Consider the following 26,367-nt stretch of genomic DNA (forward strand, 5'->3'; position numbering starts at 1 on the left):
CACGGTCGCGCACCGGCACCGCGCCGGCAAGCGAATTACCTACCCCTCGGCGGCCGCGACCGTCCTGAGGTAGGCGGCGACCGCCTCGGCCATCGCGTCGCGGGCCGGCGCCAGGTACCGGCGTGGGTCCGTGTGCGTGCCGGACCCCGCGCGGACCGCGCCCGTGTACGCCAGGTTCAGCGCCGTGCCCACGTTGACCTTCCGGATGCCGCCGGCCACCGCGCGGCGCAGCTCGCCGTCGCCGACGCCCGACGAGCCGTGCAGGACCAGCGGCACCGGTACCGCCGCCCGCAGCGCGGCGATCAGCTCGTGGTCCAGCGCCGCGTCGCGGCTCGTCATCGCGTGCTGCGACCCCACCGCGACGGCCAGCCCGTCCACGCCGGTGTCCGCGACGTAGGCGGCGGCCTCGGCCGGGTCCGTGCGGGCGCCCGGAGCGTGCGGGTCGCCGGCCTTGCCGCCGATCGTGCCCAGCTCCGCCTCCACCCACAGGCCGTGCGCGTGCCCGAAGTCGGCCGCGGCGCGGGTCGCGGCGACGTTGTCCGCATAGGACAGTCGGGAGGCGTCCACCATGAACGAGCCGAAGCCGTGCTCCGGAGCCGCCCGCCACAGCCGCTCGGTCACCACGTGGTCGAGGTGGAGGGCGACGTCGACCTCCGCCTCCTCCGCGACGATCCGGGACGCGGCGGACAGCGGCGCGAGGCGGCCGCCGTGGAAGCGGACAGCGTTCTCGCTGACCTGCAGGATCACCGGGCGGCCGGCCCGGGCGGCACCGGCCACGACGGCCTCGGCGTGCTCCAGCGTGATCACGTTGAACGCGCACACCGGCGCGGCCTTGACCAGCTCCGCCGTCGGCACGAGCGCCATCAGTCCTCCTCGTCCAGGCCGGCGGCGGCGAGTGCCTCGGCCATCGTCGGTTGCGCCGCCGTGCCGCCGGCCGCGCGCGTGGACAGCGCCCCGCAGGCGGCCGCCAGGCGGAGGCTGGCCGCCAGGTCGCGGCCGCCCAGCCAGCCGGCCAGGAAACCGGCGTCGAAGCTGTCGCCGGCGCCGACCGTGTCGACCGGCCGGGCCGGCAGGCCGGGGACGCCGACCGGGGCGCCGTCCCGCCAGGCCACGGCGCCCTCGCCGCCGCGCTTGACCACGACCAGCCCGGCCGAGGCGGCGAGCGCCTTCCCGGCCGACGCCACGTCGTCGCGGCGGGCCAGCGCGAGCGCCTCAACCTCGTTCGGCAGCAGGACGTCGGCCTGCGCGATGGCGGCGCCCACGCCGCCGTCCCACGCGCCGGCGGGGTCGTCGTTGGTGTCCAGCGAGGTGGTCACGCCGCCGCGGCGGAGGCCGGCGAACCAGTCCGGCAGGCCGGCGGCGAGGCGCGGCTGCAGGAAGTACGAGCTGGCGTGCACGTGCCGCGCGGAGATGCTGGGCGCGACGTCGGCGACCGAGAGCAGGGGCAGGCAGCCGGGGTAGGTGAGGATCGCCCGGTCCTCGCCGTCGGCCAGCACCACGGTCATCGCGGTCGGCGTGGCCGGGTCGACCACGCAGCCGCTGACGTCGACACCGCGGTTGGCCAGCGCGGACAGCATGTACCGGCCGGCCGCGTCGTCGCCGACCCGCCCCACGAACGCGGTGCGCAGGCCGAGCCGGGCCGCGCCGCAGGCGGTGATCGCCCCGGAGCCGCCGATCGTCAGCGCGGCGCCGTCCACCAGCCGCTCGCGCTGCCCGAACGGGATCGGCCTCGGCACGCCGGTCAGCACGACGTCCGGGTTGGCGTCGCCGACCACGAGCAGGTCGAACATCAGAGCGGCACCGCCGCGCGCAGGGGTTCGGGCAGCAGGTCGCCGTGCGCGCGGGTGAGGTCGTCGCAGAGCGCCCAGATCTGGTCCAGCGTGAGGTTGGCCGCCGCGTTGGGGTCGACCATCGCCGCCTGGCGCACCAGCCGCGGGTCACCGGTGACCGCGGCGGCGACGGTGAGCTCGCCGACGCTGACGTACGGGCGGTTGACCGCCGCGCACTGCGCCGGCAGCGCGCCGACCTTCTCCGGCAGGACGCCCACGCCGTCCACCGTGCACGGCACCTCGACCGCGAAACCGTCCGGAAGGTTGGTGACGTGCCCACGGTTCGCGATGTTCACGACGATGCGCCGCGTGGTACCCGTCTCCAGGCTGTGGATCACCTGCGGCGCGTACTCGGTGGTGTCCCGCTCGATGTCGAGGGCGGTGCCGTCGGCGACCGCGCGCCGGCAGGCCGCGTACTCGGCGAGGTTTTCCTCGCTGACCCGCAGGTAGTCGCCGACCGGGATGCGCAGCCGGGCGATCTCCTCGTCGTGGCCGAGGTACCAGGGCACGTACTCGGCGGAGTGCTCGCTGGTCTCCGTCGGGTAGTGGCCGAGCCGGCGGTACATGTCCACGCGCACCCGCCGGCGCAGCTCCGGGTCGGCCGCGACCGCCTTGTCCAGCAACGGGTACAGGTCGGTGCCGTCTCGCTCCCAGCGCAGGATCCAGGCCTGGTGGTTGACGCCGGCGCTGTGGTACGTGACCTCCTCGTACGGTACGTCGACGATCTCGCAGAGCCCCTGCACCGTCCAGTAGACCGAGTGGCACAGCCCGAGGACCTTGAGCCGGGGCGCGACGGCGGCGAGGTAGGTGACGTTCATGGCCATCGGGTTGGTGTAGTTGAGCAGCCACGCGTCGGGACACAGCTGCGCCATGTCCGCCGCGATGCCGGCCAGCACCGGAAACGTCCGCAAGCCCCGGAAGATGCCGCCCACGCCGATCGTGTCGCCGATCGTCTGCCGCAGGCCGTAGCGCGCGGGCACCTCGAAGTCGCGCTGCGTCGCCGGGTACATGCCGACCTGGATCGCGTTGACGACGTAGTCGGCGCCGTCCAGCGCGGCCCGGCGGTCCAGTGTGGACACGATGGTCGGCCGCGCGCCGAAGTGGTCGGCGATCCGCCGCGCGAGTGCCTCCGCGGTCTCCAGCCGCTCCGGGTCGATGTCGTGCAGCACGATCCGCGCGCCGGTCAGCTCGGGAAACCCGAAGATGTCGGCGAGCAGCTCGCGGGTGAAGACCACGCTGCCCGCGCCGAGAAACACGATGTTCGCCACGAGATCCCTCCGTCAGCGGTTCAGGCCGGTGAACGTCATCGAGGCGACGAACCACCGCTGCGCGAGCACGAACCCGATCAGCAGCGGCATCGTGGCCACGACGTTTCCGGCCATCAAGAGTTCGAACTGGGTGCGCCGGGTGCCCTGGAACGAGGTCAGCCCGACCTGGAGCGTGTACCAGCGCTCGTCGCTGATGGCGATCAGCGGCCACACGAGGTCGTTCCAGGAGCCCAGCAGGGTGAAGACGGCGAGCGTCGCGAGGGCGGGCTTGGCCAGCGGCAGCACGATCCGCCGGAACGCGCCGAACGTGCCGCAGCCGTCGAGCCGCGCCGCCTCCTCCAGCTCCCGGGGCAGGGACAGGAAGAACTGCCGCATCAGGAAGATGCCGAACGCGGAGGCCAGCCACGGCACGAACGCGGCGGCGAGCGTGTTGGCGATGCCGAGGCGGCTGAACATCAGGAAGGTCGGGATCATCAGCAGCTGGATCGGCACCATCACGGTCGCGACCATCGCGAAGAAGCCGAGGGTGCGGCCGGGGAAGCGCAGCCGCGCGAAGCCGTACCCGGCCAGCGAGCAGAGCACCAGGTGCCCGACGATCGAGATGGCCGCGACGACCACCGTGTTGGCCAGCCACCGCAGGATCTGCGACTCGGCGAACAGCGCCTGGTAGCCGGCGAGGCTCAGCTGGGTGGGGATGAGCCGGGGCGGGAAGCGGTTGATGTCGGCCGCGGTCATGAACGAGGTGAGCACCATCTGCAGCAGCGGCAGCGCGAAGGTGAGCGACAGCGGCATCAGCAGCAGGTGCCACGGGCTGAAGGGCAGGCGTCGACGCTTGACCGTGGCAGCCATCAGAACGCCTCCACCTTCGCCCGGCGGGAGTACAGGATCATCGCGACGGTGAGCAGCATCGTGAACGCGAACAGGCCGTACGCGACCGCGGACCCGTAGCCGTAGCGCTGGGTCTGGAAGGCCAGCTCGTACACGTAGTAGACGACCGTCTGGCTGGCGTTGAGCGGCCCGCCGCGGGTGGTGGTGAAGACCAGGTCGAAGAGCTGGAGCACGGTGATGGTCTGCCACACGCCGGTGAAGACGGTGACCGGCCGCAGCGCCGGCACGGTCACGTGCCAGAAGACCTGCCAGCGGCTGGCACCGTCCACTGTGGCCGCCTCGACCAGGTCCTTGGGGATGTCCTGCAGCGCGGCGAGGTAGATGACCGCGACGAAGCCGACCTGCCCCCACAGCGCGATCAGGCAGATCACCACGAGCACCTGCCGCGGGTCTTCCAGGAACTGCTGCGCGGGCAGGCCGAGGCGGCGCAGCAGCTCGTTCGCGCTGCCGAACTGCGGGTTGAACACGTACCCGGCCAGGATGCCGGTCGCCGCCGCGGAGGCGACGAACGGCACGAAGATGCAGGTGCGGTAGAAGCGGATCAGCCGGATCGGCTGGCTCAACGCGATCGCCACCACCAGGCCGAAGGCGATCGACGACGGTACGAACAGCGCGGTCAGCAGCAGTGTGTGGCGTACCGACTCCCAAAGCTCCGGGTCCTCGACCATCCGCTGGTAGTTGCCCCAGCCGAGGTCGCGGGCCGGCGCGATGCCGTTCCACCGGGTGCGGGAGATGAGAAACGCCCACACCGCCGGGAAGATCGACAGGCCGACGACCAGCAAGGTCCCGGGGCCGGCGAACGCCCAGCCGGTCGCCGCCCGCCCCGCCGTGCGGCGCCACCGGTGGGTTCGGAGGCTCCGCGCACTCCCCGTGCGGGTGCGCGGAGCCTCCAGTGTGGACGGGACCATCGGGGCTACCGGTCTTCCAGCGCCGGCTTGGCCCGCTGCGCGGCGTCGTCGAGGGCCGCCTTCGGCTCGGCGGCGCCCTGCAGCACCTTCGAGATGGCCTCACCGACGTAGCGGGACATCTCCACGTACCCGGTCACGGTGGGCCGGGGCTGCTTGGCGTTGGCGAGGTTGTCGAAGAACTTCTGGGCACCGGGCGCGTACTCCTTGACGTACGCGGCGAACTCCGGCGTGCCCTGCTCGGAGGAGCGCAGCGGGAGGTTGCCGAACGTCAGGTTCCACTTGGCGTCGATCTCCTTGCTGGTGAGCCAGCGGACGAAGTCGCGGGCGGCGCCGGCCCGGTTGGGGTCCTCGTGGTCGAGCAGCACCCACAGGTCGGGGCCGGAGACCGTCTCGTGGTTGCCGTCGAAGCCGGGCAGGAACGAGACGCCGTAGTCGACCTTCTGCTCCTTGAGGTCGTACAGCACCCACGGCCCGGAGATGATCATGCCGACGTTGCCGGAGTAGAACAGCGGCGCGTACTTCTCGTCGGTCTGGTCCAGGTACATCGACTTGTCGACGACGGCGAGCTGGCGCAGGTACTCCAGGGCGGCCACGCCGGCGTCGGAGTTGAACGCGGGCGCGCCGCCGGGGTCCAGAATCCTGCCGCCCTTTTGCCACAGCAGCGGCCACAGGTGCCAGGTGGTGTCCTCGCTGCCGGAGACCGAGTACGCGGTGCCGTAGATGTTCTTCGAGGGGTCGGTGAGCTTCTTCGCGGCGGCCCGGAAGTCGTCCCACGACCAGTCGTCGGTCGGGTGGGGCAGGCCGGCGGCGTCGAAGAGCTTCTTGTTGTAGATGAGGCCGAGGTTGTCCACCAGCGCGGGCACGCCGATCACCCGGCCCTCGACGGTGGCCGTCGCCCGCGCGGCCGGCGGGATCTCCTCCCACGCCGTCGCCGGCTCGGCGACGAAGGCCTTGAGGTCCTGGGTGCGGCCGCTCTGGCCGAGCTCGGTGGCCCAGCTGCCGTACGCGTACGAGATGTCCGGGTAGGTGCCGCTGGTGAAGCCGGCCGACAGCTTGGTGAGCAGCTCGTCCGTGGTGGCGGCGCCGGACGACACGTTGAGGGTCACGTTGGGGTGCAGGGCCTGGTACTCCTTGGCCAGCCCCTCCAGGATGTTCTGCGCCTCGGCCGACTGGCCGGTCCACCAGGTGAGGGTCACCTTGGCGTTGGGGTCGTAGCCCTCGGCGGCGTCCTTGCCGTCGTCCTCGGGCGCGCCCGAGGTGCATCCCGCGAGAGCGAGGACCAGGGCGGATATACCTGCGGCGAACGCGCGCCGGACATCGTGTCTCATGCCAACCTCGCTCATGTCGGGACCGACTTCTAGGGGGCGAGCACCACCGACCGGGTGAGCAGTCGCGGGTGGTCGGGGTCGAGACCGCGACTCCGCGCGAGCTCGAGCGCCAGGCGCTGTGCGAGCACGAGCTGGGCGAGCGGGTCGCGGGAGGGTTCGTGGTGGACGGTCGCGCCGGCGCCCGCCGCGGTCTCGGTGATGCCCTCGGGCACGGAGCCGAAGACCCAGACGAGGCTGCGCGCGGTGGCGACCGCGACCGGGCCGTGGCGGAAGTCCATCGCGGGGTACGACTCGGACCAGGCCTGCGCCGCCTCGCGCACCTTGAGGGCGGCCTCGTGCGCCAGGCCGACGGTCCAGCCGGTACCCAGGAAGACGAAGTGGTCGAACGCTGAGGGGTCGGCGGGCAGTGGCATCGCGACCGCCGACCGTCCATCGTGGATCAGCTGGCCGTGCGGGTGGCCGAGTGCGGCGCGGGCGCCGGCCAGCACCGTTGTCGGAAAGCGGGTCTGCACGACGCTCGCCTCGTCGGCGAAGCCGAGGACGAGCCGCTCGTCGGCCAGCGCGTCGACGGCCTCGCCGTCGACCGCCGTGACCACCACCCGCCGGGTGCCGGCCGGCAGCGCGCGCAGCGCGGTGAGGATCTCCGTGGTGGAGCCGGACCGGGTGATTGCCACGACCCGGTCGTAGCGGCGGCCGGCCGGCAGCTCGCTGGCGTACGCGGCGTCGGTCTCGCCGACCCCGGCCTCCTCGCGCAGCTTCGCGTAGGACTGCGCGACGAACGCCGAGGTGCCGCACCCGATCGCGAGGACCCGCTCGCCGGGCGCGGCGAGGGCGTCCCGGAACGCGTCGACCTGGCCCAACGCGGTCTGCCAGGTGTCCGGCTGGCTGGCGATCTCCGCCGCGGTCGCTGTCATGGCGGGAAACTATGCGCGGCGGTGAGCGAAGAACAAGACTTCGCGTGCATGCGCGCATTCTGGGTTGCGCGTTTGGACGACATCGTGGGCACCGGTGGCCGAACGCGCAGGTTACGATTTGCGATCGTGTGCGTTTCGCGCACGCCATGAGCCGGCCGAAAGCGAGCGACACCCATGGCCCGAAGCACCCTCCGCCGCGCCGACCGGGTCAGCGGCATCCTGGAGCGCCTCGCGCAGGACGGCTCGGTCGACGCCGGGCGGCTCGCCGGCGAGTTCCGGGTCTCGGCCGCGACGATCCGCCGCGACCTGCAGATGCTCGAGGACCAGAAGCTGCTGTCCCGCACCCACGGCGGCGCGGTGACCGCCGACGTGGCGTACGAGCTGCCCGTGCTCTACCGGGGCGGCCAGCACCGCGACCAGAAGCGGGCGATCGCGCGGTGCGCCGTCTCCCGGCTGCCGCACGGGCCGCTGACCATCGGCTTCACCGGGGGCACGACGACGTACGAGGTGGCCCGGCTGGTCGCCGAGCGGTTCGACCTGACGGTGGTGACCAACGCGCTGAACATCGCCGTCGACCTCGCCCTCCGCCCCCGGCTGAAGCTGATCATGACGGGCGGGGTGAGCCGCACCCAGTCGTACGAGCTGGTGGGTCCCCTCGCCGACCGCGCGCTCGCCGGGCTCAACATCGGGGTGGCGGTCATCGGGGTCGACGGCATCTCCGCCCGCGGCGGCCTCACCACCCACGACGAGATCGAGGCGCACACCAACGCGGCGATGATCGCGCGGGCCGACCGGGTGATGGTCGTGGCCGACGGATCGAAGATCGGGCAGATCTACCTCGCCCGCATGTGCTCGGTCACCGAGGTCTCCGAGCTGATCACCGACTCCTCGGCCGACCCGGCCGCGCTGGACGCCATCCGGCGCGGCGGCACGGAGATCGTCATCGCCGACGCCTGAGCGGGTCCGGCCGGCGGCCGGACCCGCTACCTTTCGTGCCGGGGGTCAGCAGGTGCCGAGCATGCCGTTCAGCGCGCTCTTCTCCGCGCTGTCGACGCTGAGGTTGTAGTAGTACTTGACCTGGATCCAGGCCCGCGCGTACGTGCAGCGGAACGAGGCCAGCGGCGGCTGCCAGGTGGCGGGGTCCTGGTCACCCTTGGCCTGGTTGACGTTGTCGGTCACCGCCCACAGCTCGGGTCCGCCGAGGTCGTTGGCGTACGTCTGCCGCCGCGACGTGGTCCACGCCCAGGCGCCCGACGCCCACGCCTCGGAGAGGGGCACCATGTGGTCGATGTCGACGTCCGCGGGGTTGGTCCAGGTGGCGCCGTCGAACGGGCTGCGCCACGAGCCCGACGTGGGGTAGCAGCTGCTGTCGACGGCGACGCCGGTGCCGTCCCGCTTGAGCACCTGCTCGCGGGTGTTGCACGAGCCGGTGATCGTGATCCAGTGCGGGAAGAGGTCGCGGTTGTAGCTGGACTGGTGCGACTCGGCCGCGACGGTGAGCGTGGCGAGGCGGCTCGCCGCGGTGCTGGCGGACGGGATGTTCGGCGGGGTCGCGCGGACCGGTGTGGCGGTCAGCGCGAGCAGCGCGGCGATGGCGCCGAGGGTGGCGGCGCCAGCCTTGAACACGCGAGCCATGTGGACTCCTGACTATCCGCGGCGCGGCCGGACGGGGGTGTTCCGGCAGGGGACGCGACGTGGATACATAGATCAATGTCAGATTTATTAGCATGAAGCCCACCTGCGCCGATACGGCCGCGTGAACGTCGTGTGAAAATCAACGGCCAGGCGGAGGAGGAGCACTGTGTCGGACACCCTGGAGCACCGCGTCGGCGAGGTCACGCTCACCGTGGCCGGACCCGACGGCCGCCCGCTGGCCGAGCGGGACGTGACGGTGGCGCAGCAGCGGCACGCGTTCGCGTTCGGCAACATCGGGTTCGACTTCGTCGACCTGGTCGGCGGCGCGGACGTCGCCGCCCTGGACCGGTTGGGCGCCCTGTGGCTCCGGCTCTTCAACACCGCGACGCTGCCGTTCTACTGGGGCGGCTACGAGCCGCGGCGCGGCTCCCCGGACGCCGAGCGGCTCGCGCGGACGGCGCGGTGGTTCGCCGAGCGCGGCGTCACCGTCAAGGGCCACCCGCTCGTCTGGCACACGGTGCAGCCGGAGTGGCTGCTCGGCCTCGACCTCGACGAGGTGGAACGGCTGCAGCGCGCCCGTATCCGCGACGTGGTCGGCGGGTTCGCCGGTCTCATCGACCTGTGGGACGCCATCAACGAGGCGGTCATCATGCCCGTCTTCGACAACGGGGACAACGCGATCACCCCGCTCGCCCGCGCCCGGGGAGGATCCACATGGTGCGCATGGCGTTCGAGGAGGCGCGCGCCGCCAACCCGTCGGCGACGCTGGTGCTCAACGACTTCGACCTCAGCTCCGCCTACGAGTGCCTGATCGAGGGCGTGCTGGAGGCCGGCGTCCGGATCGACGCCATCGGGCTGCAGACCCACATGCACCAGGGGTACCGGGGCGAGGAGGCGATGTGGCACACGCTGGACCGGTTCGCCCGGTACGGCCTGCCGCTGCACATGACCGAGACCACGCTCGTCTCCGGCCACCTCATGCCACCCGAGATCGTGGACCTCAACGACTACCAGATCCCCGAGTGGCCCACGACGCCGAGGGCGAGGCCCGGCAGGCGGACGACATCACGCGCCACTACCGCTCGCTGGTCGCCCATCCCGCCGTCCAGTCCATCAACTACTGGGGCATCACCGACGAGGGCGCCTGGCTCGGCGCGCCGGCGGGCCTGGTACGCAAGGACGGCAGCCCGAAGCCCGCGTACGAGGCGCTTGACGCGCTCATCAACGGCGAGTGGTGGCTCAAGCCCACGCCGATGCGCACGACAGCGGACGGCACGCTGACGGTCAGCGGCTTCCACGGCGAGTACTCCCTCACCGCGGACGGCCACACCCTGCCGTTCACCATCACCCCGACCCCGCGGACGATCCCCGTAACCCTCGCCGTCTGAGACGGTGACCCGGGCGCGCGGCTGCTCATCCTCCACACTGTCATCACCGGCTCGTCCGCCGGCGCCGCCGGGACCGCCACTGCGGGCGCCCGGCCCGCCCGGCCGGCTGCGTCGCCGTCGCCCAACCGGCGAGCACGGCTCCGACGTAGCGTCGCTTGTGGACGATGACGGCCCGCAGCCTCCGCCTCACCCCACCCCGATCGGTCAGGATTCGAGAAGTGGAGACCGCCGCCCCGTTCATAGCCTGTGAGCACCGGACGGATGGAGGCGGACGATGGCGCGGAACAAGCAGGCCGGCAGCGCGCGCAAGCCCGGCACCCGACCGCGAACCGTGAGCGGCGGGGATGACATCCTGGCGGATGTGGCGGCGGCGACGGTCGGGCTTGGCGCGCGGAGCCGGCAGCGGAGGCCGGGGAAGTCGGCGAGCGCGAGCGAGCCGCCGGCCGTAGCGGTGCCCGCGGGAGCATGCGGTCCGCAGGTGACGCGGACCGGGGTATATCCGCTTAAAAGGGTCCTACGGGTTCGGGTCGTAGGCGCCGTTGAGGCGGGCGAGCTTGAGGGCGAGGTGCAGGCAGAGGCGTTCGTTGCCGTCTTTGAGGTCGGTCTCGGCGAGCTGCTCCACGCGGTGCAGGCGGTAGTAGAGCGTGGTGCGGTGCAGGCGCAGCCGTTCGGCGGTGGCGTGTGCGTTGCCGGCCAGGTCGAGGTAGACCTCCAGCGTCCCCAGCAGGACGTGGTTGGCGTCGTCGCCGAGCAGGCGGTGCAGGCCGGGGTGGATGGTGGCCACGTCCAGGTGGCGACCGTCCATCTGGGACAGCATCCGGTAGATGCCGAGGTTCGACCAGGAGATCAGCGGTCCCAGCGCGGGCAGCTGCACGCCGACGCGGGCCGACTGGACGGCCTCGTCGTACGAGTGGATCGCGTCGGCCAGCCTCGGCCGCTGCGCGCCGATGCCCACCACCACGCGGGACACCTCGGGCAGGTCGTCGATCACGTTGCGCAGCGCGCCGCGCAGGTAGCCGGCGGCCGCCTCGGCGGACGGGCGGCCGCCGACCTGGCCGCCGCGGACGAGCAGGACGCCCTGCTCGTGGCGGAGCAGGTGGAGCGCGTCGCGCACGCCGATCCAGCGGCGGGTGGCGACGAGGACCTGCTCCAGGGCGATCCCGGCGTCCTCGTCGAGCACCTGCCCGCGGGCCGGGACGAGCTGGGCGACGATGGCGGTGGCCGGGCCGTCGGCGGTGACCAGGCCGTCGGCCTGCAGCGAGCGCACCATCTCCTCGCGCGTGCCCTGGTTGTCGGAGAGCAGGCTGCGGGCCGCTTCCGCCTCGCGCTGCGCGGCCAGCTCGCCGAGCAGGTTTTCCCGGTAGAGCGCGAGCGACAGGTCGCTGGTCGCGCGCGTGACCACGTCGATGTCGGCTTCGCTCATGCCGCTGTCGGCCTCGATGAACCACACGTACCCCAGCAGCCGGTCGCCGTGCACGATCGGCACGCAGAGGCGGGGCAGCAGGTCCAGCTCGGGGCAGGCGGGGATGCGCACGGGCGCGCGGGCCTTCATGATGCCGAAGCCGCGGAACCACGAGATGACCTCGGGCGTGGTGTGGCGGCGGAGGATCGAGCTGCGGCGGACGTCGTCCATGGTGCCGGTGTGCTCGCTGTACACGACGACCCGGTGCCGCCGATCCTCGATCAGCGCCGGCCGGCCGACCCGCGCCGCCATCGTGTCGACGATGCCTTGCAGCTCCAGGTTCATGCCGCTCCCGACCGGTTTGTGGCCCGCATGGCGGCCCCAACCCGTCGGCGTACCGCCGGTTCCCTACCCTCGACGCCATCCGCCGCCCGCGCAAGTGTCCCACCCAGATGATCATTCTCACCGGGATCGCACGCGTGGCGGTCCGTCCACTATCGAGAAGTGGTGATCCTGCCGCCCCGCAACGGCAGGATCACCCGTCGGGTCCGGCCGCCGCTACGCGACCTGGATCGGCACCTCGTAGACCTCGGTCGTCGGGTGCCCGGCCCGCTCGTGGATCCGCATGACGGCCTCGCGGCTGGGCGCGGTCGAGAGGCAGAAGACCTTGCCGGACTCCGGGTCCAGCCAGGCGCGCTCGAAGTGGACGCCCTCCTCCGCCTCGATCGCCTGGTCGGCCTCGTGCGCCTCTTTCAGCTGGTCGGCGGTGACGCCGACGAAGCCACTGTGTACATCCATGAACGTCCCCATTGGATTTCCCTTTCGTGCCGCTTGCTTGTCGCGTTCTGCCTGCCTGTCGTCTTCTGGTTGCCTGTCGCCTTCCACGGTCGCCGCCGGCAGCCGGTCGAGCGTCGGGCATCCGACCTGGCGCCGGTTTTCAAGTTTTGTCGAGGCGACCGACATCCAGGCGTTGATCCGGCAAATCAGACGCGGAGCTGCATATCGGCGTAATATGGATCTTCGCCCTCCCGCACGGGCCGAACCGTGGCTTCGCGGTCATGAGCGGGGTGGGCGTCTCGCCGGTCCTTGGGGGCGGGTGACCTGCTCGCGCTCGCCGACCGGCGCTGGCCGCGCGGCGCGGGAGGGCGCAGGGCACCTGCTCCTTCTGGCCGTGAGCCGCCGGGGCGACAAGCGGCTGCTGGCGGAGATCGAGCGGCGGGCGGGTACACCGTCGTGTGCTTCGGGGCTTCTTCCGCGACGCCGAGGGCGCCGGCGGAGTCCGTGTGGGCCTCGCCCGCCCGCTCCGCTCCTCGACCGACGCGGCGGTGGCCGCCGCCGGCCGCGAGCTGGCGGGGCGACTGGTGGCCGGTGGGAGTGAGCCGGGCGACGGGCACCGCGGGCGGCGACGGCACACCGCCGACCTGGTCGCGGCCGGCCGCCGCCAGCGGCGCCGCACTGGTCGGCGACGCCATCTACGCCGGCTACCGCCGCACCGAAGCGGCGGCCTGCACGCGCGGGTTGCGGCCCGCGCCGTCGGCGGCGGGGTTCAGCGACGCGTTCGTCTCCGACCAGTTCGGGCGGGTGCGCCAGCCAGGACCTGCGGATCGCATGCTCCGGCGGGCACCGCGCGACGGCCGGTGGCTCGCTCGCGCTCGGAATCAAGGCGGCCCGCTCCGCGGGCCGCTCGCGCCGCCGACCAGGGGCCGCCCTACAGGGGGCGCCGCTCGGGGACCCCGCCCGCCTTAGCGCAAGCGCACGGCGGGCACCCTGCGGTGATAGCCCCGCCGGCGGCGCGTTGACCCATATAGCAAAGAAGCCCAGGGCCGCCTTGAGAACAGGCAAGCGCACGGGGGCAGAAGAACAAGGAGGACCGGACTACGGCCGGACTCACCCACAAGAAGAAGCCTCCGGCGGGGATCTCCGACTCCAGGATGGGCGGATGGAGAACGAGACGAGTAGTGGCGTCCAGGTAACTCGCCCTGCAACCAGGATGCCACGAGGTAGCATGCCCTATTAAAATAGCGTTGGTCACTTCTTCCAAAACAGAAGGCGCGTTCGTAGCCGTTCTAGGCGACTTTTCGGCGGCTGGCGGCGGGGTTTCAAAGGCTGCGTCCGTCGGTACCGCTCAGGCTGCCCCTCCAGCCCTGGAATCTCCTGCACTAAGCCAGCGCGCACCATTCGCTTGAGGGTCCATTCAACAATCTGCTCATCGATTCTTTGCCCCAGTTCATCCTCTCGAACGCCGTCCTCACCTCCACGATCTAGTACAGCCATGATAGCGGCGGTGTATTCCAAGTCAGTATCTGGCGAAAAGCGCACTGCCCCCGAGTGGTTCGGGCGACGAACGCAAGACCATTCAGGTCATACTTTGTTGCGATTTCCTCTCCAGGAAAGAAAAATGAAACCTCTTGACCCGGTTCAAGCTCGGCGGTTTTGATGCGATTCTTTCCGGCAAACATGTGGACGATTTCGAGCGGATCCGAGCGGTCCAGCTCAATATAGACTCCACGAATGTAGACGCGGTGATTACTGTCATTTATGCATACACACTCAATTGCCCACACAGTCCCATCAGGAACGTCGCCGGCCAAAATCTCAAGTCTGAGCTTGGTGCGTCGCCCAGATAGCCACGTCCAGACAGTCCAAGTAAGACTCAAGCAGGCAACCATTACGCTTACGATCGAAATCGCAATCGCCACATCAATCTCCCTGCGCCCCGACGCGAACGACCGTAATGGCGCTGTCGACTCCCCACGCAAGGTGATCTACCCATCCGCCTATATATGCGGCAGGCGACCGTCTCGTGGAGGCTCCTAGATGGGTCAGAGCCAAGTCAAGAATAGTGATAGGCGCTAGTGCCGAAAGGATGGGTATGCGTAGGTAATCTTCAATCCTCTGGAGGGCGTCTATTCGGAGCGTATGACGAGCTATCAACGTCTGCGCTAGCTTTTTCGCATTCTTGCTGGCAACCCGCTCGTACGCCTCGACGGTAGGACGGACCTTACGGCCAACCCTATCCACCTTTGACATCCGCCGGCGCAGGTCTTGCGTCTTCTTCTCGCGATGTTGCTGAACGCTTACACGTCGTCGACGGTTCTTCATTACGAAATCCAAATCCATTCGGCTTTGCTGTTAATCCTCTGCGAGGGATATCGATTCTCTCACGCTTCGTCGGCGACAGGTACTCATTTCCGGGAAGCCTCCGATTTGGACATCTGGTCCTTTGGCCGCCAAACTCCACATACTTTCTCCCCTACTCCCTAGCGTCTCTTGATGCTGTTGTGTTCGCTGTCCAGCTGGAGCCGCTGGCGCTCCGGCGTTGATCGACAGGGGAGGGGTGTGGGCGGACCGGCGACACAGCCACGGATTGCGTCGTAGCGAGTCGAGGGCGGCCAACATGGGCCGCCGTAACCGGTACGCCTGCCCACACGTTGATCCACCACTGACCCTGGGACAGCAACGTTCGCGCGCCTTCGAAAGTAGTTTTGACGGGCCTGGACGTAGAAGATCCCCGGCCGCATGCGGCCGGGGATCTCAACAAGGCGCTCCTCGCGTCCTATGTGTTGCCGCCGCTGCGCACTCCGTATGCGGGCTTCGGGAGGTCTGCGGTCGCCTCGATGGCCAGGGTTCCGGCCATGGGAGATCTTGACTCCTCCCGGCCAGTCACCGGGGTGACGCCAATCGACACCCTCGCACCTTCACCGAGGCCGTGCGTGCCCGTACGCCGGTCGGTGACGAAGCCACCGCATTGCAGCCTGTTCCGCGCAGGAAAGGCGCCACAGCATTCAGGCCAGATCAGCGTCGACCACAGAGTTGAACGAATCGAACCGAGCCTTTTCCGCGCCGCGATGGACGCCATTGCGCGTGCGTGGCCTGCCGCCAGGTCGCCGAGAACGTTGACGAACATCAGTGCTCGTCAACGCGGTCTCCATCCCTGGCGCCCTGTACGAATGCTCTGGCAAGGACCTTGATCTTCCAACCAGCACGGGCAGAGGCTGCCGCCTCCACGATGCGGCCGAAAGCTCCCGCTTCGGACCGTCAGTAGCGTGTTCTGTTACGAAGTCCTCGATGGATTGACCGGTCTCGTATTCCAACTGCCCGCGAACTGCTGGATCTCGCTCACCCGAAGCATTCTCCCGGAGCACTGCAAGTCCCTATGGGCAGGGATTCCGAGGCCGCGAAGCGGCTGCCGGCTCACGCCGGGAGCGAAGCGGTAACTCGCCGAGCAGCCTTAGCGGGCAGCTGAGCAGGACACCCAGGCGTCATATCGACCCGCCGCTTCCGGGTCCGGTACTCCGGCGACGAGTCGGCATGAAGGGGCGCCCATAACTGTCAGGAGTTATGGGGCGCCCCAAAGAAGCGGTTAGCGCTCCGATCGCAGGGTCTCAATACCGCGCATTCGCCGTCGCCCGGGTCGTGACGACCGTGGGCCTGATCGCAGCGGACGTCAAGTCACACCAGCGCATTAAGATACGGCGCCGGCCATCAGGGTAGTAGCCCGACTTATTGCGGTATCGAGGCTGTCCTTCGCGGCTGCGAGCTCCTGGAGGTTTTGGTCTATCAGGGCGGATTGGTACGCTGTCTCTACAGCAAACCACACGCCGACCAGATTCGAATGTATCTTGCAGGTGACATCCGCGACCGCCTGACGAATCTCGACGCCCGAAGGAACTTGATTGTTCAATATCGGAAACCTGTCTGGTGCCACCGTCGGATCTTTATCTATGTCATAGCCTTCTCCGAGCATGCAGGAGCTCCACTTTTGAACGGCATCCTGAACCCTGCTATCCGCGAAGGACTGCTCATAGCTAGAGATGGAGAGAACCTGAGCCAGCTCCGTATCAAGGTAGGTTCGCCCGTCTCTGGCACCTAGTTTCCTCGCGGCCTCGGCGACACACCCACCGACTGGCGGCATCTGACCGTTGACGAGCTTTCGGCTAGCCAAGCGCCGGCCTGAGCTATCTAAACCACCAGTCATGACCATCTCAAGATCGGTTGAGATCGGTGCTTCACGCAGCGGGCGCGCTGTGGGGGTGTTGCCGTCGAGGGCTGGATGATAGCCATAGCGTTCGGCCCGGACCAGGTCGTTGATGCCGTATCGACCGTCTGCAGTGTATGTGTGTTGGAATGTGCCGCTCTGTGTCGTCGATAACAAATGCTCGAATCCGTATCGCTCCAGGCATCGATTGATCACGACCGCCCGTCCATTGTTCACCAGATCCGCTTGTTGCTCGGTCGGCAGGTATCCTGCAATGGGCAATGTTGCCGAAGTATCCAGCACGGACTTCGTATCTGGTACATCAGTCACGAGGGGCGGCGCGGCGATTTGCAAGGTCCAATCATTCCGCCCACTTGTGTCACCACCGTTGGCACATCCAGTTGCAGCAAGCAAGGAGGCCGCACCAACGACGAGGGATCGCAGGAGAAGCGTTCGCATTATAGTCGCCAGCCTTCCGTTCGGTACAATCGACCATCAACACAACTCTTTGGGAACGTGGTCACGCTGAATTGAACAGCAAATCCCAGTCGGGCGGCCCGCGATGAATCGGCCAGAGGCTAACCAAAGACCTGCCTCTTCAACAATTCCAGGTGTGGGATCGATTGTTGTTTCGCAACGAGCCAAGATTCGCTACGGCCTGGCCTGGTTGGAGACTGATTTTCGGGGCGCTTGGATAGCCGGCGTTGTAGTTTGCTCGGTAAAAGATCGTGGCTACGCAGGTAATCCGGTCGTGATTCTGCGCCGAAGCGGCGTTGTTGCCGATCTGTTGGCCAGTTCCAGGCTGATAAGGGCTACCAAGGGAGTTGTCAGGGTATGTTCCCCTCGGATTGAGAAGATCCGGCACGGCCTGCCAAATCCCAGCATAGGCTCCCAAGAAGTTCGGACTATAGTAGTAGCAAAGATCTCCTATGGGGTCATTGCAGAAGCTAATCGGATACGCTTCGGCAGGCCGAGCTAATAGGACCGAGCCTCCGACGATTCCAATTAATGCAGCCGTCATCGCGGCAACCAGCCTTCGTAGCATTAGGCGAACTCCCTCCAGGGGTTCTCTCGATACCTACAACGGGCGCAGAGCTTGGCAAACAACGGAGTGAGACGCCGATATCCTGGCGGTCGGCAAGCTATCCAAGGTGGCTCCCGCGCAGAGGCTTGAGTAACAAGACCTTCCTCCGCGAACCAGAAAGTATCGGCCTCCTGCATGAGGCCCGACGCTAGCATTAAGCCTTTATGGTCGTGAGGTCGTCACCCACATGATGACATCAGATCGATGCACTTAAGTCAATGACTGCGGACAAGATCGTCTTTTCTGCCGCCTCGTCGTGTGGTTGCTACTGCCTTGTCGTCATCTGCCATGCAGGGTTCGCTATTCAAAGAGCGGCTGGCCGGACTAGACCCAATGCCATGTTCCGAAATTTGATCATCCTAATGGGATTGGCAATTCAAGAGTCGAGACCAGACGCAGTATGTCCTGGCGAGATGCGACACCGTTAGGCGCGTGCGGAGCAGCAAAGATGCTGCTGGTCGTCGGCTACGCGAGCTATCAACACGATGAGAGTGTGATGGCCTATGTCGAGAACCCCGCCCTCACCCGGACCAAGGTTCAAGAACAGTCCGAGCCGCCGGGGCCTATCGAACCTTGGCGATACGCCGTAGGCGGGCTTCGGGAGGTCGGCGGTCGCTTCGATGGCCACCGAGCCGGCCATCACAGATCTTGAGACCTCCTGACCAGTCGCTGGAGCGACGGTCCGGACCACGACGGGCGTCGCGGTAGCTCGAAATCTCCGGATGGGGCTGGTCAGCCGCGGCACAAGTCGGCGCCGCGGACGGTGTTGGGTGCGCCGAAGTCGCTCGGGCGGGTGCTGTTGCCCGCGCAGCTCAGGGCGCCGTTGACCCGGTTGCCGACCAGGACCGGGCCGTAGGGGCCGACCAGCCGGCTGTACCGCTCGTTGGCGCTGACCTGGGTGTTGCCGGCCAGGACCACCGCGCCGTTGAACGTGTTGCCGGCGACCGTCACGTCCCGCGTGGTCCCGGTGATCTGGGCCGCGCCGTTGACCGTGGAGCCGAAGAGCTGCACGGCCTGGGCGCCGTTCGCCGCGAGCGTGCCGCTGATCGTGCTGTCGCGGACCACGAGCGAGGCGCCCGCGCGCACGGTCACCTGGCCCGCCACCCGCGCGCCGGTCAGGCAGGTCACGCCCTGCGTCACGGTCACCCGGCTCTGGCGGCCGGTGAGCGTGGTCGTGCACGCGGGCGAGGCGCCGGGCAGCACCGTGGCGCGGTAGCCGCTGGCCGGGCCGATGTTGCCGGCCGGGTCGATGGCGCGGTGCTCGACCAGGTGGGTGCCGAAGCCGGGCACGAAGCCGCCGCTCGGGTGGTCGTCCGGCAGCGTCTGCTCGAACGTGGCGCGGGACAGGCCGCCGGTGCCGAGGTTGCCGTACGTCAGCGCCTTGACGCTGGTGCCCGAGTGGCGGAACTGGAACGGTGAGTCCGGCATCGGCCGCTCCGGGAAGCCGAAGTAGTTGAACCAGCCGTCCCCGTCGAGCCGGAACTGGCCCACCACGTGCCGCCCGGTCTGGTCGTCGCGCGGGTCGAGCCACATGTCCCAGCCGTCGAAGTACACCGGGTGCTCCAGCGCGCCGGGCAGCGTGGCCAGCGGCGTGGAGAGGCGCCGCGGCGCGGTCGGCATGCCGTTGTCGACGCTCCACTCGACCGCGTCGGTGGCGCCGGCCGGGTCGGTGGCCGTCGCCACCAGGCGGTGGGTGCCGGGGGACAGGTCGAGCGCGCCGAGGTCGAGGCTGCGCCCGTCGCCCTGGTCGGGCACCGGCTGGCCGTCGAGCGACCAGGCCACATCGAGGATGCGGTCGGCCGGGTGGTTGGTCTCGACGAAGACGACCTCGTCGCCGGCGACCGGCTGCGTGGTCATCGTGGAGCTGGTGATCTCGGCGGCCGGCGGTGACGGCGTCACGCCCGCCGCGGCGACCGTCCACTCGCGAGTCTGCACGAAGCGCGGCCCGTTGTACCCCGAGTCGGTGGCGCCGCCGCCGGTCGACGGGTTGCGCACCCAGTCGATCCCGTCCGGCCCGACCGGGTCGCGCACCTCGACCCGCACGGTGGTGCCGGCGGGCAGTGCCAGCGGCGCGAGGTCGAGGCTGCCGCCGGTGCCGAGCACCCGCTCGCCGGCGAGCCAGGTCACCCGCAGCGCGTGGTACCGCGGATGCCCGGTCTCGACCCACAGCACGCCGTCGGCCGGCACCGTCCCCGGCGGGGCGTGCCGCAGCGCCATCTGCCCCGCGTTGCGCCGCCCGGTGATGCGGGCGACCATGTGCTCGCGGCCGACCTGGTCCCAGTCGAAGCCGATCCACCGCATGATGGAGTGCTCGCTGGGCCGCCGCTGCCCGCAGGGGTAGGTGCCGCCGCCCTCGTGCAGCCCGATCGTGCCGCCGGACAGGCTCTCCTCGCCGACCCACCGCCACCACTTGTGCTGGTCGGCGACCATCTGGCCGGTGCTCGAGTAGATCGTGTGGTGAAAGCTGCCCGGCTCGCCGCCGGTGTAGCAGGGGCGCACGACGTCGCGGGAGGAGTACGGGTACTCGTCGGCCATCGTGCCCAGCGAGTGGCCGAGCTCGTGCAGCGAGATCAGCGGGCCCTGCGGGGAGCCGCCCGAGGTGGTGGCGTTGGTGCCGCCGATCCCGCCGTACGTGAACGTGTTGAAGATGGCGAGCGTCTGCACGTTCTGCGAGGTGCGGGGGATGCCGAGCGCCGGCACCACGTACGAGTCGAGGATGCGGTTGTGCGCCTGCGCGCCGGTCTCGCACGGGTTGACGCCCGGCGGGTAGTAGGCGGCGTCGTTCTCGCAGCCCACCGGCGCTCCACCGTAGACGGTGCCGCGGGCGAGGGGGTCGGCGCAGCCGTTCTGGAAGATCATGCGCAGCGCGGTGCGCTTGCCGTCGATCGGTCCCTCGCGCTCGCCGGTGTCCCGGATCGTGCCGTCCGGGTGGCGCACGCGGCCGTCGGGGTCGCAGCGGACGCCGTAGTCGATCGAGGCGATCTCGACCGCGTACACGTTGATGTAGTCGCGGTACGTGCGGAACGGCTCGGTGGCCCACATGACGGCCAGGTTGCGGTCGACGTCGGCCCGGAAGATGGCCTGCTGGTCGGCCTGGTAGCCGTCGCCGAGGATGACCAGGTTGAGCCGGTCGGCGGCCGGGCCGGTGACCTGGACCGGGCGAACCGTGGGCTCGGGCAGCGGCGCGGGGTCGGCCGCGCGCGCCGGCGCGGGACCGGCCACCACCAGGCCGGCCGCCAGGGCCGCCAGCATCAGCGTCGCTCGGGTTCTCATCGGCTCACCTCATCCCAGGAGCAGCTCGCGAATCCGTATGTCCAATGTGGAAGCGTCGAGGCCGCCGGGCCAGCCGCGCAGCAGCGCACCGCCCTTGGCGACGAGCGCGACGGCGCCGGGCTCGCGGACCGCGTACGACCGGGAGATCGTGCCATCCCCGTCGACCACGACCGGAAACTCGGACTTGTGCGCGCGCAGGTACGCGTCGAGCTCGTCCGGCTCGTCCCCGGTGACCACGCCGACGAAGACGACGCGGTCCCGGTAGCCGCGGGCCAGCTCGCTCAGCGCGCCCTGCCGCTGCGCGCAGGTGGTGCACCACGAGCTGAAGAACAGCAGCACGACCGGGCGCCGCGCCCACAGGTCGGCGGCGGCGAGGGCGGTGCCGTCGGTGAGCGTTCCGGTGAAGACCGGGGCGCTCGGGGTACCCGGCGGGACCGGGCGCAGGGCGAGTCCGGCCGGGACCGGCCCGGGCAGCGTGCCCGCCCCGCCGGCCGTGGCCTCCCTCCCACCGCCGCTGTCGCAGGCGGCCAGGCAGAGCGCCGCGGCGAGGAGCGCGGCCACCAGCCTCACGACGGCACCACGGCCACGAGCGCTCCCTGGTCGGTGGTGAGGGGTATCGCCGGCTCGTCGTCGACCACCAGCTGGTAGCCGGGGCGCGACGGCACGGAGACGGGTACGGCGAACTCGCAGTACGTCGGGACGCGGTCCACCTCGAGGTCCTCCTCGAAGGTGCGCACCGCCTTGCCGGGCGGGAGGCGGCCGTCGGCCAGCGTCTGTCCCTCGCCGTCCAGGACGCGGAACGGGGCCCGGTTGTGGAAGAACGTGTACGCGCCGGTGCCGGCGCAGTCGACGCCCTCCTCGCGGATGTTGATGTCGCGGACGAGCACCCGGACCGTGGTCGGGGAGGCCGGTTCGGCCCCGCCGCAGCCGCCCAGGAGGAGCAGGGCGGCCGCGGCGGGCACCAGGATCAGGCCTTTTCGACGTGACACGAGCGGGTGACCGTCTTGGTCGGGTCGCTCACCGACGTCGCCGTCAGCTTCACGAAACCGCGGGCGGCCGCGTCGGCGGTCGCCCCGACCGAGACCTTGACCTTGGTCATCTTGCCGAAGCCGACCGCCGCGAGCGCGTTGGGCACCTCGACCCGCCAGCCGATCTGCCCGATGTCCGCGGAGAGGCGGTAGACGTCCGACTTGAGGTACTGCGCGACGTTTTCCGGGTGCTGCTGGCCGCCGGCCGACCACGTGCCCGTGTTGGTCAGGTCGAACGTGCAGGTCACGCCCCGCCCGGTCGGCTTGCCGCTCGTGGTGACGAAGCCGTCGCCGAGGTCCACCCCGTGCGTGCTCGGGCCGCCGGTGCCGTCGAGCGAGCGGACCGCGACCGTGTACGACAGGACGCCGTTCGCGTCCCGCTTGAGGTCCAGGACGTAGAAGTGCAGGCGGTTGGCCTCGTCGACGTACTCGTACTCGCTGCCCGAGCGGGTGCCGGCGTGGAAGAGCGCGTCCGACAGCTGCCGGTAGTCGCCCATGGTGATCTTCTGCGGCGTGCCGTTGGGCTGGTAGAAGTCGATCATGTCGATGTCCTGCGGGTTGGCGTCGATCACCCACACGAACGGCGCGCTGTCCGCGTTCTTCGTCTTGCTGATCAGCACGCCGTTGTCCGGCGTGAACGAGTCCGCGCCCATCCGGTCGACGACCTCGACGGTGTAGTTGTTGTAGCCGCCGCCGTCGCAGAGCGGGTTCTCGGCGACCACGCAGGCCGGCGAGTTGTCGCGGTTCATCGCGATGTTGATGCCGGTCAGCCCCTTCGGCCCGGCGTCGACGGCCCGCGCGGTGACCTGCGCGACGACCATGCCGGAGGAGGCGAGCGCCTCGCGCGAGAGGCGCAGCAGGTGCTCCTCGCCGAGCAGCCCGATCTTCACCTTGTCGCGCACGGTGTGCAGCGAGCCCATCGAGCCGCCGTTGACCGGTGGTATCTGCCATCGGGTGTGCGGGCCGCCGGGCCCGTTGAACGACCCGCGCGACATCATGCTCCAGATGCCCGTGTACGCGCGGCGCAGCGGCACGCCGTACGGGTTGTTGTAGTTGTCGCCGATGCTCAGCAGGTGGCTCAGCTCGTGCGCGTACACGCCCATGCCGGAGCTCTCCGCCTGGGTCGAGGAGCCGCCGCCGGCGTTGGGCCAGATGGTGGCGGCCGCCTTCCACGAGGTCCACTCGACGTAGCGGGTGCGCGCGTAGTTGGGCAGCGCCGGGTCCGGCGGGCCCCACGCCTCCGGCACGTCCTCCTTCGTCTGGAACATCATCTGGCCGAACTCCTGCCAGGTCGACGACTCGTCCTGCCCGGAGGAGAGGATGAAGACGAGCTCGAACGAGTCGGCGACCTCGTCACCGACCGCCGCGCGCCAGGCGCCCAGCCCGTCGGTGCGGATGTTGCGCGCGCACTGCTCGCCGGCCGGGCACGCGCCCGGGTTGAAGCCGTTGTCGATGCCGTACTGGTAGGACTTGGCCGGCATCTCGTAGGGCCCGAAGCCGGTCAGGTCGACGCCGTACCGCCCGTTGGAGTCCTGCATCCAGTACTCGTGGAGCGTGTGCCCCTTGTTCAGCGTGTTCGGCGTGTTGAGGAAGTCCCGGTAGAAGGTGGAGACCTGGTCGCGGGGGATGTTCTGCGCGGTCGCCTGCGGGTTGCCGAAGACCGTCGAGCGGGCCCGCTGGGTGACGACGAAGGGCTGGTCGGGGTAGTCGAGGGTGACCAGGGCGATCTTGAAGTTGCGCACCGAGCCGGCCACGCCGGGGTCGGCCCAGTTCTTGTTCGGGACGGCCTTCCAGTCGTTCCACGTCATGGTGTCCGGGTTTTGCCACGCCTGCGGGTCGAGCACCTCGAACGGGCCGGTCCCGCCCGCGGGGTTGCCCGGCGCGGCGATCGCCGGACCGGCGGCCACGGCGGCGACGAGGGTGGTCGCGAGGGTGGCGGCCAGCGCGGTGCGCCGGGCCGAACGCCGAATGAAGTACAGGCTCATCAGGTCACCCTTCGTAGGTGACCGTGAATGTATGGGTGGGCACGGGAGGGCGTCACTGTACATCTGCCGGTAGATCATCGAGCGGCTTTCGACACTTGACTGAGGTTCGTAAATTTTCACCCCCGTGTATGGCGCCCGCCGGTCGATCGGTCCTAACGTCGGCAGCCTCTGGTTGTGTTGGGGAGGGTGCATGAGAGGTATCGGCCGCCTGCTGTCCGCAGCCGCCGCCCTGCTGCCGGTGGTGGCGATCGCTGTCGTGGGCGGGCCCGGCCCCGCGTCCGCGGCGGCCGCACCGTCGATCGTCGTATCCGACGGCGTCACCCAGCCGGTCTTCGGCTACGCGGACGCGGTCCGCGAGCGGCTGTTCATCGACTCCACATTCGACAGTGACCGCGACGGGCTGCGCGACATCATCGCGTTCGACGTGATCCGCCCCAGGGCCACGCTCGACGGCCTCAAGGTCCCCGTCATCATGGACGCCAGCCCGTACTACTCCACGCTCTGCCGCGGCAACGAGGGCGAGTGCAAGGCCGACCTCGACGGCGACGGCCTGCTGGAGAAGTGGCCGCTGTTCTACGACAACTACTTCGTGCCGCGCGGCTACGCGGTGATCCTGCTCGACATGGTCGGCACCAACAAGTCCACCGGCTGCCCGACCACAAACGCCAACGAGGACAACCTCAGCGCCAAGCAGGCGATCAACTGGCTCAACGGCCGCGCCGTCGCCCGCAACGCCGCCGGGCAGGCCGTGACGGCCGACTGGCACAACGGCAAGAGCGCGATGATCGGCAAGTCGTACGACGGCTCACTCGCCATGGCCACCGCCGTCACCGGCGTGAAGGGCCTGACCACGGTGGTGCCGATCAGCGGGCCGACCGAGTACTACGACTACGTGCGCAGCAACGGCGTGATCACCCGGGGCAACAGCTACGTCGCCTTCCTGGCCAACGCGGTCACCAACCCCGAACGGCGGGCGTACTGCCAGCCGACGAGAGACCGGATCGCCGCCGAGGACGGCGACGAGCACGGCGACTACACCGCCTTCTGGAACGAGCGCAGCTACGTCAAGAAGGTCCCCAACATGACCGCGAGCGTGCTGCTCTACCACGGCCTCAACGACGACAACGTGCGGCCGGACCACTTCAGCAAGTTCTGGTACGCGCTCGCCGAGAACAACATCCCGCGCAAGCTGTGGCTCTCCCAGGAGGGGCACGTCGACCCGTTCGACTCGCGGCGCGCGGTGTGGGTCTCGACGCTGCACCGGTGGTTCGACTTCTGGCTGCACGGCGTCGCCAACGGCATCATGGACGAGCCCCGCGTCGACATCGAGCGCGCGGCCGACGTGTGGGAGACCCACGCCGACTGGCCGGTGCCCGGCAAGGCCGACACCGAGGTCTTCCTGCAGCCCGGCGCCGGCGGCGCCGGCGGCCTCACGCTGGTGCCGGCGGCGCAGCCGGCGACGGCGTCATTCCAGGACAACCCGACCCAAAGTCAAAACACCATGATCCTCAACCCCGACGCGGTACAGCCCAACCGGCTCGCCTTCCTCTCCGCGCCGCTCACCGCCCCGCTGCACATCTCGGGTACCCCGGTCGTGCAGCTGCGCGTCACCGCCGACCAGACCGACACCAACCTCGGCGCGATCCTCGTCGACTACGGCACCGCCGAGCGGGTCAACCACCGCGCGTCGGGCGAGGGCATCATCACGCTGGAGACGCAGGACTGCTGGGGCGAGAGCAGCCCGACCGACGACGGCTGCTACAGGCAGACCCAGAAGCGGGTGGCCACGTCCGACGTGGAGCTGGTGACCAAGGGCATCCAGGACGCCCAGAACCGCCAGTCCATCCGCACCGCGGTGCCGCTGGTGCCCGGCCAGGCGTACAACTACAGCTTCCCGATGCTGCCCGAGGACTATGTCTTCGCGCCCGGCCACCGGATCGGCGTCATCATCGTGGGCAGCTACCCGCAGTACTCCAGCCAGGCCGACCAGAGCCGCGCCAACCTGAACGTGGCTCTCAAGACCAGCAACATCGTGCTCCCCGTGGTCGGCGGCACCGCCGCCGCCCACGCCGCCGGACTGTGACCGCCCCGCCGGTGGCGCGCTGACGCGCGCCACCGGCGCGTTGCCCGGCGTCGCTACGATGCGCGCCGTGGCCCGGTACGAGGTCCATCCGCAGCCCAGACCGCAAAACCGCCCGGCCGTCGAGTGGACCCACGCCGCCTGGTCGGACGCCGGCGGCCGCGTGCCCCGCCGCGCGGTGCGCGTCCGCTACCGCTTCCCGCGCCTCGACAGCCCGGCCCGTACCGGCCGCGACGGCGTGGTGCTGCTGATCTTCACGCTGATCGGCAGCCCGGTCCTCGTCGCGCTGGGCGTGTGGGCGCTCGCGGGCGACGACCGCACCCTCAACGACTACGCCGGCGCCACCCTGGCCTTCGGTTTCGTGGCCTGGTGATGGTAC

Annotated in this window: 25 protein-coding genes and 1 pseudogene; 7 read left to right on the top strand and 19 right to left on the bottom strand. The window is 69.6% G+C overall.

Annotated elements, in window-relative coordinates; genetic code table 11:
- Positions 1 to 39 precede the first annotated feature (39 nt).
- From Phou_RS32905 to Phou_RS32935, 7 genes are read right to left on the bottom strand one after another with little or no spacing between them, the layout of a single operon-like run.
- The gene (locus tag Phou_RS32905; protein ID WP_173063386.1) at positions 40 to 864 is read right to left on the bottom strand and encodes a class II fructose-bisphosphate aldolase; all 825 of its coding nucleotides are present in this window, start codon (positions 862 to 864) and stop codon (positions 40 to 42) included.
- Positions 864 to 1,790 (bottom strand): carbohydrate kinase family protein, encoded by a 927-nt coding sequence (locus tag Phou_RS32910; RefSeq protein WP_173063390.1) that lies wholly within the window; start codon positions 1,788 to 1,790, stop codon positions 864 to 866. The genes Phou_RS32905 and Phou_RS32910 overlap by 1 nt, the downstream gene beginning before the upstream one ends.
- Entirely contained in the window at positions 1,790 to 3,097 is a 1,308-nt protein-coding gene (locus tag Phou_RS32915; protein WP_173063393.1) for an alpha-glucosidase/alpha-galactosidase, read from the bottom strand. Before Phou_RS32915 ends, Phou_RS32910 begins: the two co-directional genes overlap by 1 nt.
- 12 nt (positions 3,098 to 3,109) lie before the next feature.
- Positions 3,110 to 3,946, bottom strand: coding sequence for a carbohydrate ABC transporter permease (locus tag Phou_RS32920; RefSeq protein WP_173063396.1), 837 nt, complete (start codon positions 3,944 to 3,946; stop codon positions 3,110 to 3,112).
- Positions 3,946 to 4,893 carry a carbohydrate ABC transporter permease gene (locus tag Phou_RS32925; protein ID WP_173063399.1) on the bottom strand — a complete coding sequence of 316 codons (948 nt, stop codon included), beginning with the start codon at positions 4,891 to 4,893 and terminating at the stop codon, positions 3,946 to 3,948. The genes Phou_RS32920 and Phou_RS32925 overlap by 1 nt, the downstream gene beginning before the upstream one ends.
- A 5-nt stretch (positions 4,894 to 4,898) precedes the next feature.
- Complete coding sequence (locus Phou_RS32930; protein ID WP_173063402.1) at positions 4,899 to 6,221, bottom strand: ABC transporter substrate-binding protein; 1,323 nt, start codon at positions 6,219 to 6,221, stop codon at positions 4,899 to 4,901.
- A 29-nt stretch (positions 6,222 to 6,250) separates the two neighbouring features.
- Positions 6,251 to 7,135: an SIS domain-containing protein gene (locus Phou_RS32935; RefSeq protein WP_173063405.1), complete on the bottom strand. Its 885-nt coding sequence runs from the start codon at positions 7,133 to 7,135 to the stop codon at positions 6,251 to 6,253.
- A 174-nt stretch (positions 7,136 to 7,309) separates the two neighbouring features.
- Here Phou_RS32935 and Phou_RS32940 point away from each other — a divergent pair, with 174 nt between their 5' ends.
- Positions 7,310 to 8,092 carry a DeoR/GlpR family DNA-binding transcription regulator gene (locus Phou_RS32940; RefSeq protein ID WP_173063408.1) on the top strand — a complete coding sequence of 261 codons (783 nt, stop codon included), beginning with the start codon at positions 7,310 to 7,312 and terminating at the stop codon, positions 8,090 to 8,092.
- 45 nt (positions 8,093 to 8,137) lie between these two features.
- On the opposite strand, the gene Phou_RS32945 is transcribed toward Phou_RS32940, so the two are convergent.
- Entirely contained in the window at positions 8,138 to 8,770 is a 633-nt protein-coding gene (locus tag Phou_RS32945) for an HNH endonuclease family protein (protein ID WP_173063411.1), read from the bottom strand.
- A gap of 166 nt (positions 8,771 to 8,936) precedes the next feature.
- Between Phou_RS32945 and Phou_RS53365 the strand changes: the two genes are divergently transcribed.
- The 3 genes and pseudogenes from Phou_RS53365 to Phou_RS53370 all read left to right on the top strand — a co-directional run bounded on the left by Phou_RS53365 (position 8,937) and on the right by Phou_RS53370 (position 10,158).
- Positions 8,937 to 9,581: an endo-1,4-beta-xylanase gene (locus Phou_RS53365; protein ID WP_281365104.1), complete on the top strand. Its 645-nt coding sequence runs from the start codon at positions 8,937 to 8,939 to the stop codon at positions 9,579 to 9,581.
- Positions 9,539 to 9,664 (top strand): annotated as a pseudogene (locus tag Phou_RS54655) (endo-1,4-beta-xylanase); the annotation flags it as partial. The gene Phou_RS53365 and the pseudogene Phou_RS54655, both read left to right, overlap by 43 nt.
- Positions 9,665 to 9,792: 128 nt before the next feature.
- Positions 9,793 to 10,158, top strand: coding sequence for an endo-1,4-beta-xylanase (locus Phou_RS53370; RefSeq protein WP_246274115.1), 366 nt, complete (start codon positions 9,793 to 9,795; stop codon positions 10,156 to 10,158).
- 514 nt (positions 10,159 to 10,672) lie between these two features.
- On the opposite strand, the gene Phou_RS32955 is transcribed toward Phou_RS53370, so the two are convergent.
- The 7 genes from Phou_RS32955 to Phou_RS55810 all read right to left on the bottom strand — a co-directional run bounded on the left by Phou_RS32955 (position 10,673) and on the right by Phou_RS55810 (position 17,583).
- A complete protein-coding gene (locus tag Phou_RS32955) occupies positions 10,673 to 11,905 on the bottom strand; it encodes a PucR family transcriptional regulator (RefSeq protein ID WP_173063414.1) in 1,233 nt (410 codons plus the stop codon).
- Positions 11,906 to 12,118: 213 nt separating this feature from the next.
- On the bottom strand, positions 12,119 to 12,358 hold the full coding sequence (locus tag Phou_RS32960) for an SCO4226 family nickel-binding protein (RefSeq protein ID WP_246274011.1): 240 nt from the start codon (positions 12,356 to 12,358) through the stop codon (positions 12,119 to 12,121).
- 683 nt (positions 12,359 to 13,041) lie between these two features.
- On the bottom strand, positions 13,042 to 13,170 hold the full coding sequence (locus Phou_RS54660) for a hypothetical protein (RefSeq protein WP_281365105.1): 129 nt from the start codon (positions 13,168 to 13,170) through the stop codon (positions 13,042 to 13,044).
- Positions 13,171 to 13,821: 651 nt separating this feature from the next.
- On the bottom strand, positions 13,822 to 14,259 hold the full coding sequence (locus Phou_RS32965; RefSeq protein ID WP_173063420.1) for a hypothetical protein: 438 nt from the start codon (positions 14,257 to 14,259) through the stop codon (positions 13,822 to 13,824).
- Positions 14,260 to 15,116: 857 nt separating this feature from the next.
- Positions 15,117 to 15,467 (bottom strand): hypothetical protein, encoded by a 351-nt coding sequence (locus Phou_RS32970; RefSeq protein ID WP_173063423.1) that lies wholly within the window; start codon positions 15,465 to 15,467, stop codon positions 15,117 to 15,119.
- Between the two features lie 558 nt (positions 15,468 to 16,025).
- Positions 16,026 to 16,892 (bottom strand): hypothetical protein, encoded by an 867-nt coding sequence (locus Phou_RS32975; RefSeq protein ID WP_173063426.1) that lies wholly within the window; start codon positions 16,890 to 16,892, stop codon positions 16,026 to 16,028.
- A gap of 244 nt (positions 16,893 to 17,136) precedes the next feature.
- Positions 17,137 to 17,583, bottom strand: coding sequence for a peptidase inhibitor family I36 protein (locus Phou_RS55810; protein ID WP_173063429.1), 447 nt, complete (start codon positions 17,581 to 17,583; stop codon positions 17,137 to 17,139).
- A 487-nt stretch (positions 17,584 to 18,070) separates the two neighbouring features.
- On the opposite strand from Phou_RS55810, the gene Phou_RS32985 reads away from it, so the two are divergent.
- The gene (locus Phou_RS32985; RefSeq protein WP_173063432.1) at positions 18,071 to 18,274 is read left to right on the top strand and encodes a hypothetical protein; all 204 of its coding nucleotides are present in this window, start codon (positions 18,071 to 18,073) and stop codon (positions 18,272 to 18,274) included.
- An 80-nt stretch (positions 18,275 to 18,354) separates the two neighbouring features.
- Here the strand turns inward: Phou_RS32985 and Phou_RS32990 are convergent, their stop codons facing one another.
- From Phou_RS32990 to Phou_RS33005, 4 genes are read right to left on the bottom strand one after another with little or no spacing between them, the layout of a single operon-like run.
- Positions 18,355 to 20,895, bottom strand: a complete 2,541-nt coding sequence (locus Phou_RS32990; protein ID WP_173063435.1) for a M64 family metallopeptidase — start codon at positions 20,893 to 20,895, stop codon at positions 18,355 to 18,357.
- A 9-nt stretch (positions 20,896 to 20,904) separates the two neighbouring features.
- On the bottom strand, positions 20,905 to 21,465 hold the full coding sequence (locus tag Phou_RS32995) for a TlpA family protein disulfide reductase (protein ID WP_173063438.1): 561 nt from the start codon (positions 21,463 to 21,465) through the stop codon (positions 20,905 to 20,907).
- Positions 21,462 to 21,884, bottom strand: a complete 423-nt coding sequence (locus Phou_RS33000) for a hypothetical protein (protein ID WP_173063441.1) — start codon at positions 21,882 to 21,884, stop codon at positions 21,462 to 21,464. The genes Phou_RS32995 and Phou_RS33000 overlap by 4 nt, the downstream gene beginning before the upstream one ends.
- Positions 21,863 to 23,908 carry a M6 family metalloprotease domain-containing protein gene (locus tag Phou_RS33005; protein WP_173063444.1) on the bottom strand — a complete coding sequence of 682 codons (2,046 nt, stop codon included), beginning with the start codon at positions 23,906 to 23,908 and terminating at the stop codon, positions 21,863 to 21,865. The genes Phou_RS33000 and Phou_RS33005 overlap by 22 nt, the downstream gene beginning before the upstream one ends.
- 190 nt (positions 23,909 to 24,098) lie before the next feature.
- Here Phou_RS33005 and Phou_RS33010 point away from each other — a divergent pair, with 190 nt between their 5' ends.
- Together Phou_RS33010 and Phou_RS33015 are read left to right on the top strand one after the other, a co-directional pair.
- Complete coding sequence (locus tag Phou_RS33010) at positions 24,099 to 25,991, top strand: CocE/NonD family hydrolase (RefSeq protein WP_173063447.1); 1,893 nt, start codon at positions 24,099 to 24,101, stop codon at positions 25,989 to 25,991.
- Positions 25,992 to 26,058: 67 nt separating this feature from the next.
- On the top strand, positions 26,059 to 26,361 hold the full coding sequence (locus tag Phou_RS33015) for a hypothetical protein (RefSeq protein ID WP_173063450.1): 303 nt from the start codon (positions 26,059 to 26,061) through the stop codon (positions 26,359 to 26,361).
- Positions 26,362 to 26,367: the final 6 nt, after the last annotated feature.

It is taken from the genome of Phytohabitans houttuyneae, from assembly GCF_011764425.1.
Classification (GTDB): domain Bacteria; phylum Actinomycetota; class Actinomycetes; order Mycobacteriales; family Micromonosporaceae; genus Phytohabitans; species Phytohabitans houttuyneae.

Bases quoted from the DNA above. Each gene is read 5' to 3' on its own strand.
- Phou_RS32905 (WP_173063386.1), bottom strand. From the start codon at position 864: ATGGCGCTCGTGCCGACGGCGGAGCTGGTCAAGGCCGCGCCGGTGTGC.
- Phou_RS32910 (WP_173063390.1), bottom strand. From the start codon at position 1,790: ATGTTCGACCTGCTCGTGGTCGGCGACGCCAACCCGGACGTCGTGCTG.
- Phou_RS32920 (WP_173063396.1), bottom strand. From the start codon at position 3,946: ATGGCTGCCACGGTCAAGCGTCGACGCCTGCCCTTCAGCCCGTGGCAC.
- Phou_RS32925 (WP_173063399.1), bottom strand. From the start codon at position 4,893: ATGGTCCCGTCCACACTGGAGGCTCCGCGCACCCGCACGGGGAGTGCG.
- Phou_RS32930 (WP_173063402.1), bottom strand. From the start codon at position 6,221: ATGAGACACGATGTCCGGCGCGCGTTCGCCGCAGGTATATCCGCCCTG.
- Phou_RS32935 (WP_173063405.1), bottom strand. From the start codon at position 7,135: ATGACAGCGACCGCGGCGGAGATCGCCAGCCAGCCGGACACCTGGCAG.
- Phou_RS32940 (WP_173063408.1), top strand. From the start codon at position 7,310: ATGGCCCGAAGCACCCTCCGCCGCGCCGACCGGGTCAGCGGCATCCTG.
- Phou_RS32945 (WP_173063411.1), bottom strand. From the start codon at position 8,770: ATGGCTCGCGTGTTCAAGGCTGGCGCCGCCACCCTCGGCGCCATCGCC.
- Phou_RS32955 (WP_173063414.1), bottom strand. From the start codon at position 11,905: ATGAACCTGGAGCTGCAAGGCATCGTCGACACGATGGCGGCGCGGGTC.
- Phou_RS32960 (WP_246274011.1), bottom strand. From the start codon at position 12,358: ATGGATGTACACAGTGGCTTCGTCGGCGTCACCGCCGACCAGCTGAAA.
- Phou_RS54660 (WP_281365105.1), bottom strand. From the start codon at position 13,170: ATGCGATCCGCAGGTCCTGGCTGGCGCACCCGCCCGAACTGGTCGGAG.
- Phou_RS32970 (WP_173063423.1), bottom strand. From the start codon at position 15,467: ATGTTCGTCAACGTTCTCGGCGACCTGGCGGCAGGCCACGCACGCGCA.
- Phou_RS55810 (WP_173063429.1), bottom strand. From the start codon at position 17,583: ATGCTACGAAGGCTGGTTGCCGCGATGACGGCTGCATTAATTGGAATC.
- Phou_RS32985 (WP_173063432.1), top strand. From the start codon at position 18,071: ATGCTGCTGGTCGTCGGCTACGCGAGCTATCAACACGATGAGAGTGTG.
- Phou_RS32990 (WP_173063435.1), bottom strand. From the start codon at position 20,895: ATGAGAACCCGAGCGACGCTGATGCTGGCGGCCCTGGCGGCCGGCCTG.
- Phou_RS33005 (WP_173063444.1), bottom strand. From the start codon at position 23,908: ATGAGCCTGTACTTCATTCGGCGTTCGGCCCGGCGCACCGCGCTGGCC.
- Phou_RS33010 (WP_173063447.1), top strand. From the start codon at position 24,099: ATGAGAGGTATCGGCCGCCTGCTGTCCGCAGCCGCCGCCCTGCTGCCG.